Raw genomic sequence first — 6,302 nt, 5'->3', positions numbered from 1 at the left:
ACATGCTGCATTTCAGCGATAATCGGGTCGACGATATCGCCGTACCGCGCGCCGATATGATCGCCATCGAGGAAAGCTCCCCGTTCAGCGACTTTGTCGATATTTTTTCCGAACACGGACACAGCCGGATCCCGGTTTATCGCGAAAATCTCGATAATATTATCGGCATGATCCACATCAAGGATATTTTCGCGATTGTCGCCAAGGGCGGCAAATATCCCGACGATATCACTCCCTTCCTCCGGCAACCGCGCTTTGTCCCGGAATCCATGGGTGTGCTCGATTTACTGGCCGAGATGCGGGCGACACGCACCCATCTCGCGATCATTTTCGATGAATATAATGGCACCGAAGGTCTTGTCACGATTGAAGATATTGTCGAGGAAATTACCGGCGAGATTGAAGACGAGCATGACGACGAGCCGGTGCCTATGCTGGTCATGCTGGACGATGGCATGTGGGAAGCAGATGCCCGAGCAGAACTGGACGATGTTGGCGAAACCATTGATCCGGCGCTCGAAGAAATTGACGAGGATGTCGATACGATCGGCGGTCTGTGCTTCGTGCTGGCGGGACATATTCCCACGGTCGGGGAACGGCTGGAACATCCCAGCGGCTGGGTCCTGGAAATTACCGAAGCCGATGATCGCCGGGTGACCAAATTACGGTTGCACCCGCCAGAGCAGGATCAAAAATAGCAAATTTACTGGCCTGCCAACTGCTTCGCCCGAACCCGCCAGGTTTCGCCGAGTATCTGATTTTTCGATAGCGCGATAAGCTCAGCGGTCTGTCCCTTGTGCTGGCCACCGATAATCATGCCAAATAACCGTTCCAGTGACCATTCAGGATAAGGCCGCGCCTGTTGCACCAGATCGTCGCCTGCCTGCACTCGACCTTCTTCCAGCACACGAAAATAGCTACCGGACTTGCCGGTCCTGACCACAGTTTTCAGCACATCAGGTTTGCCAAATCTGTGATTGAGTTTCCAGCACGGTTGCCGCGCATGGCTACATTCGATGAGCGCCTCCCCAACCCGAAAAATATCACCGAGACAAAGCCGCTCTTCGCTCAATCCAGAGCAACTGAAATTTTCCCCAAATGCTCCCGGTTGATCGAGCACAGCCACATCCGGATATTTTGCCTGCCAGAAGGAGTAATGTTCCAAGGGATAGAGATGGATGGCCTTGTCCCGCCCGCCATGATGCAGCGGATCGGCAACCTGATTGCCTTCCAATCCATCAAAACCAAGCGTCAGCGGCCTATCAACTTTGTCTTTGGCGATCGCGCTCATTTCTCCATCGGTACCAAACGCGCTTGGCGTGCCAATCAACAGATGCTTGAGTTGGGTCCGGATCATCGTCGCGTGCTAGCTGACCAAGTTCATATTGGCAATTTCCCCCTGACTATGCTTGAAGGCGCGGATGGAAATCAGTGACCTTCGCATTGCCCTTTATAGCGGCAATTATAATTTCGTGCGCGATGGTGCTAATCAGGCACTCAATCGGCTGGTGGACTATCTGCTACGCCAGGGAGCTGCCGTTCGCGTCTATTCGCCAACTACCGACACACCCGCCTTCGAACCCACGGGGGATCTGATCAGCGTACCATCTGTCGCTTTTCCGGGTCGCGGTGAATATCGCTTTCCTACCCGCCTGTCAGGTGACGTGCGGAAGGATCTGGAACAGTTCAAGCCCAATATCATGCAGATATCGAGTCCCGACCGGGTCGGACACAAGATGGTCTCATGGGCCCGAAAGACCAACATCCCGGTGCTGGCCTCGGTGCACACCCGGTTCGAAACCTATCCGCGCTATTATAATCTCGCCTTTCTGGAGCCGGTGATCGAAGCGATTTTGCGCCGGCTTTACCGCCGCTGCGATGCGCTGGTGGCACCGTCAGAATCGATGGCCCAAGTGTTGCGCGACCAGCGAATGAACTATGATGTCGGCATCTGGTCGCGCGGCGTTGATCGCGAGACATTCAATTCCGGCCACCGTGATATGGCCTGGCGTAGATCATTGGGTATCGCCGACGACGAACCGGTGATCGGTTTCCTCGGTCGGTTGGTTATGGAAAAGGGGCTGGATGTCTTTTCCGATGCCATCGACGAGTTAAAACGCCGCAAGGTGACGCACAAAGTGGTCGTCATCGGAGAAGGCCCCGCCCAGCAGTGGTTCGAAGACAGAATCTCCGGTGCCATTTTTGCCGGATTTCAACAGGGCAGCGAACTCGGCCGGGCGGTTGCCAGCATGGACATGCTGTTCAACCCCTCGATTACCGAGACTTTTGGCAATGTCACGCTCGAAGCCATGGCCAGCGGGCTGCCCGTAGTCGCAGCCAAGGCCACAGGCAGCCAAAGTCTGGTCCGGGACAAAGAGTCCGGGAGGCTTGTCCCACCCGGCGCAATTCGGGACTTTGCCGATGCGTTGCAATTATATTGTGACAATGTCGACTTGCGTACTGCCCATGGGTCTGCCGGTGAACGGCGCGCCGAAGAATTCAGCTGGGATCAGATCAATAATACCGTGGCGCAAACCTATATGCGTCTGGTCCGCCAGCGGCGGGCTGGTCATGGCCCGATCAAGCAGGCTGCTGTTCGATAACCATGCAGGGGCTGTTTGACGATAATCAAGATCAACAGCGTGATCCGGAAAACCCGCCGGATGCTCCGCTAGCCGACAGGCTAAGGCCGCGCCAGCTTTCGGACATTGTCGGTCAGGATCATCTGGTAGGCGCCGAAGGTACTATCGGCCGGATGATAGCCGCGGGAAAGCTGTCCTCGATCATCCTTTGGGGACCACCTGGAACCGGCAAGACCAGTCTCGCCCGGTTGCTGGCCGATCAGACGGAATTGCATTTCAAGGCAATCTCTGCGGTATTTTCCGGCGTCGCCGATCTGAAGAAGGTTTTTTCCGAGGCCGAGATGCGGTTTCAGTCGGGCAAGGCCACCCTGTTATTTGTCGATGAAATCCACCGCTTCAATCGGTCCCAGCAGGACAGCTTTTTGCCTTATGTCGAGCGAGGCACGGTGGTTTTGGTCGGTGCGACGACCGAAAACCCGTCCTTTGAATTGAATGCCGCCCTGCTCAGCCGCGCCCAGGTACTCATCCTCAACCGGCTGGATGCCGATGCGCTAAGCCAGCTTCTGGAAAAAGCGGAAAATCTCGAGGACAAATCCCTCCCGCTCACCGCGAACGCCAAAGAGGCCCTGATCGCCAGCGCCGACGGCGACGGCCGGTTCCTGCTCAATCAGGCCGAGACGCTTTTCTCGCTGAACATCGCAGATCCGCTCGACCCACCCCAGCTCGCCAAAATTCTCCATCGGCGCATGGCTGTCTATGACAAGGATCGTGAGGGTCATTATAATCTGATCTCGGCGCTGCACAAAGCATTACGGGGATCCGATCCCCAGGCATCGCTTTACTATCTGGCGCGAATGCTGGTGGCGGGAGAACAGCCGCTTTTCCTGCTTCGCCGGATCGTTCGTTTCGCCAGCGAGGATATTGGCCTGGCTGATCCGCAAGCGCTGGTGCAGGCGCTGGCCGCCAAACAGGCTTATGAATTTCTCGGCAGCCCGGAAGGCGAATTGGCGATCGTCCAAGCCTGCCTCTATTGCGCAACCGCTCCAAAATCCAATGCTGCCTACAAGGCCCAGAAAGCCGCATGGAAATCCGCCAAGGATACCGGTTCGTTGATGCCGCCGCAAAATATACTCAATGCACCGACCAGCCTGATGAAGGACATCGGCTATGGCAAAGGCTATAGCTATGATCACGGAACAGACGATGGCTTCTCGGGTGACAATTATTGGCCGGAAGAGATGCAACCGGAACGTTATTACCAGCCTGTAGATCGCGGTTTTGAACATAAGATCCGGGAACGGCTTGATTATTGGGAGAATTTGCGTGCTGAAAAAACTGGTTAGTATTTGTGTCGCTGGCGCGTTATTTCCGATCAGCGCCCTTGCCCAGGACGAAGAGCCTTCGCGCTATGACCGGGCGTTAGCCGCCGGCTATAAAGCCCAGTTCATCTGTTCCGGCCTGTGGAATGGCGGCAAATCGCTCGCCGATATCAAGGCCGATGAACTGACAGGGATTTACGACCGGATAGCCGATATCGTCCCGACATTGCCCGAAGAAATAGACCATAGCGAACGGCAGGTTCGCGTCCCCTTTGCCGATGATGCGCCACCGCGCGTCGCCATTTGGAATCGCAAAAATGGCTGTACTTCGATGCCGATCGGCTTCGGGGGACTGAAAACTGGTGGCCCGTTGAGCCAGCGCGAATATATGGATGATCAACCTTGGCCGATGGGAGATATCACCCCGCCCCCCGTTCAAAGCGCTTCCGAATTTGCCGCGCGCGTCGTGACGGAACGGGCGTTCGATGCCAGCACCTATGGCGCAGGCAGCAAAACCAGCGGCGTCCTGATCGTCCACAAAAACAATATCCAGGCCGAACAATATAAAGCCGGCCATGATCTTCATACGGCCCAGCGGACGTGGTCTGTAGCCAAATCCATCGCTGGAACTCTTATCGGCCACTCCGTGCAGCAGAATATGGTCGATGTGAGCGCCAGAGCCAGCTTGCCACAATGGCAGAAATTCGGTGATCCGCGGAATTTTATTACCATCGACAATCTCATGCGCATGGCCAGCGGCTTGACTAGCGATACGGCCGGCAACCGCACAGACGGGATTTACATGGGTGCAACTAGCGTCAGCCAGCAGTCAACCAGCTGGTCCCTGCTAGATCAGCCTGGCACGAAGTTTCGCTATGCCAATAATGACACGTTGCTGGCAGTGCTCGCCGTTCAGGCGGCCCATGAGGATAAAAAATACAAGCTAAGCAACTATATGCCCGAAGAACATGATTTCGATCCGTTTGGCTTCTTCCAGAAACTCGGCATGACCCGCACTTATGCCGAAACCGACTGGCAGGACAATTATATCCTTTCCAGCCAGGTCTGGACCACTGCGCGTGATCTGGGGCGGCTCGGCCAGCTCTATCTCAACAATGGTGTCTGGAACGGAGAGCGCCTGATTCCCGAAAACTGGCGCGAATACGTCAGCAAACCGTCGGGGCCGCAGCCGGAAGGTCGGGATTTCGGCTATGGCGCAACATTCTGGCTGATGAACAATTCCGATGGCGTTCCGGCAGATGCATTTGCAGCCTTTGGTAATCGCGGGCAATATCTTGTAATCATTCCATCGCTCGATCTGGTGATCGTCAGGCGCGGCTATGACATGAGCGACGGTCGATTTGATATCGCGGCATTCACGCGCGACGTCATCGCAGTTCTAACGCCTTGACCCGCTATCGCGCGGCAGTCTGCACCGGACTGACTGGCCCAGATTCCATCCAGATACAGTCCACCGAACCAAGACCGCTGGCATCGGGAGAAGTGCGTATCGCGGTCAGGGCAGCGGGCCTGAACTTCCCCGACCTGCTGATGACCCGGGGCAAATATCAATTCCGTCCCGACCCTCCATTCGTGCCCGGGCTTGAAGCGGCAGGAGAGGTGACCGAAGTCGCACCAGACGTTCAAAGCGTAAAACCCGGTGATCGCGTCATGGCGGGCGGCAAGGGCGGTGCGCTCGCCGAGCAATGGATTGTCAGCGCAGCCGCTGTCTCCCCCCTGCCCGCAGCGCTTTCGTTCGCCGAAGGCGCTTGCTGGCAAAGCGCCGCATCGACTGCCTGGCATGCGCTGGTGGAACGGGGACATCTCCAACCGGGAGAAACGGTTCTTGTGCTTGGGGCGAGCGGCGGCGTCGGGATGGCGGCAGTAAAAATGGCCAAGAAAATCGGTGCGATGGTAATCGGTACCGGGTCCAATGAAGAAAAGCTGGAAGCGATCCACCACGCCGGGGCTGATCATCTGCTCGACCCGGCGGATGAGCAACTGGCGGCCAGAGTCAAGGCATTGACCGATGGCAAAGGCGTTGACGTGGTTTATGATCCGGTCGGCGGCGATCTTGCGCTGACGGCGACACGCGCCATTGCGTGGAACGGACGATATCTCATCGTCGGATTTGCCAGTGGCAACATTCCATCCTTTCCGGCAAATCATGTCATGATCAAGACCTATAGTCTGATCGGTGTCCGCGCTGGCGAAAGCCCCCGCCGCGATCCCGAAATGGCGAGACGCCAAAGTGCTGCGCTACAGCAACTGGCCGAACAGGGAGCGATGCGGCCCCATATTTCCCATCGTTTCTCCCTGAATGATACAGCAAAGGCCTTCGCCGTGCTCGAAAACCGCCAAGCGATTGGCCGAGTGGTCGTGGAGATGTTCGCAAGCACCT

General features: G+C 56.5%; 6 protein-coding genes. 5 read left to right on the top strand and 1 reads right to left on the bottom strand.

Features of this window, described 5'->3' with window-relative positions; translation table 11 throughout:
* Positions 1-698, top strand: a 698-nt coding sequence (locus WBM93_RS12835; RefSeq protein WP_424432260.1) for a hemolysin family protein, incomplete at its 5' end; no start/stop codon positions are given.
* 5 nt (positions 699-703) lie between these two features.
* On the opposite strand, the gene WBM93_RS12830 is transcribed toward WBM93_RS12835, so the two are convergent.
* Positions 704-1,357: an MOSC domain-containing protein gene (locus WBM93_RS12830; protein WP_424432259.1), complete on the bottom strand. Its 654-nt coding sequence runs from the start codon at positions 1,355-1,357 to the stop codon at positions 704-706.
* A 64-nt stretch (positions 1,358-1,421) separates the two neighbouring features.
* On the opposite strand from WBM93_RS12830, the gene WBM93_RS12825 reads away from it, so the two are divergent.
* The 4 genes from WBM93_RS12825 to WBM93_RS12810 all read left to right on the top strand — a co-directional run.
* Positions 1,422-2,603 carry a glycosyltransferase family 4 protein gene (locus WBM93_RS12825; protein WP_424432258.1) on the top strand — a complete coding sequence of 394 codons (1,182 nt, stop codon included), beginning with the start codon at positions 1,422-1,424 and terminating at the stop codon, positions 2,601-2,603.
* 2 nt (positions 2,604-2,605) lie between these two features.
* Positions 2,606-3,925, top strand: coding sequence for a replication-associated recombination protein A (locus tag WBM93_RS12820; protein ID WP_424432257.1), 1,320 nt, complete (start codon positions 2,606-2,608; stop codon positions 3,923-3,925).
* Positions 3,906-5,312, top strand: a complete 1,407-nt coding sequence (locus tag WBM93_RS12815) for a serine hydrolase domain-containing protein (RefSeq protein ID WP_424432256.1) — start codon at positions 3,906-3,908, stop codon at positions 5,310-5,312. The genes WBM93_RS12820 and WBM93_RS12815 overlap by 20 nt, the downstream gene beginning before the upstream one ends.
* Positions 5,309-6,302: NADPH:quinone oxidoreductase family protein (locus tag WBM93_RS12810; RefSeq protein ID WP_424432255.1), on the top strand; the 994-nt coding region annotated here is incomplete at its 3' end. The genes WBM93_RS12815 and WBM93_RS12810, both read left to right, overlap by 4 nt.

The sequence above is a fragment of the Parasphingorhabdus sp. genome (genome assembly GCF_049667325.1).
Taxonomy (GTDB): Bacteria; Pseudomonadota; Alphaproteobacteria; order Sphingomonadales; family Sphingomonadaceae; genus Parasphingorhabdus.
The sequence above is the reverse complement of the archived record's forward strand: the minus strand, read 5'-3'. Positions and strand labels throughout refer to the sequence as shown.

Coding starts and splice junctions, on each gene's coding strand:
- WBM93_RS12830 (WP_424432259.1), bottom strand. CDS start 1,357: ATGATCCGGACCCAACTCAAGCATCTGTTGATTGGCACGCCAAGCGCG.
- WBM93_RS12825 (WP_424432258.1), top strand. CDS start 1,422: ATGGAAATCAGTGACCTTCGCATTGCCCTTTATAGCGGCAATTATAAT.
- WBM93_RS12820 (WP_424432257.1), top strand. CDS start 2,606: ATGCAGGGGCTGTTTGACGATAATCAAGATCAACAGCGTGATCCGGAA.